This is a genomic window from Methylobacterium sp. J-067 (assembly GCF_022829465.1).
GTDB lineage: Bacteria > Pseudomonadota > Alphaproteobacteria > Rhizobiales > Beijerinckiaceae > Methylobacterium > Methylobacterium litchii.
Genome location: NZ_JAKSXZ010000036.1, coordinates 1 through 590, shown reverse-complemented (window position 1 = coordinate 590; position 590 = coordinate 1). Strand labels below are relative to the sequence as shown.

Sequence of the window (590 nt, the reverse complement as noted above, 5' to 3'; positions counted from 1 at the left end):
TCGATCAACAAGCAGCTCCTGCCCGTCTACGACAAGCCGATGATCTACTACCCGGTCTCGGTGCTGATGCTGGCCGGCATCCGCGAGATCCTGATCATCTCGTCGCCGGAGCACCTGGACAATTACAAGCGCCTGTTCGGCACCGGCGAACAGTTCGGCCTGTCGTTCTCCTACGCGGTGCAGCCGCGGCCGGAAGGCCTCGCCCAGGCCTTCGTCATCGGCCGCGACTTCGTCGGCGACGACGACGTGGCGCTGATCCTCGGCGACAACCTGTTCTTCGGCGCCGGCATGGCCGACCTCCTGCGCCGCGCCGTGGCGCGCGAGCAGGGGGCTACGGTCTTCGCCTACCATGTCGAGAATCCGCAGGCCTACGGCGTCGTGAGCCTCGACGCGCAGGGCAAGGCGACGAAGATCGTCGAGAAGCCGGAACGCCCGGAATCGACCTGGGCGGTGACGGGCCTGTACTTCTACGACAATCAGGTGCTGGACATCGCCGCCGCCGTGACGCCCTCGGCGCGCGGCGAACTCGAGATCACCAGCGTGAACGAGGCCTATCTCGAGCGCGGCCAGCTCTACGTGGAGAAGATGAG

At 66.1% G+C, this 590-nt stretch carries 1 protein-coding gene; it reads left to right on the top strand.

What is annotated here, in order from left to right:
• Positions 1-590 (top strand): sugar nucleotidyltransferase (locus MKK52_RS02495; protein WP_243952172.1); only part of this gene is annotated, 590 nt, incomplete at both ends.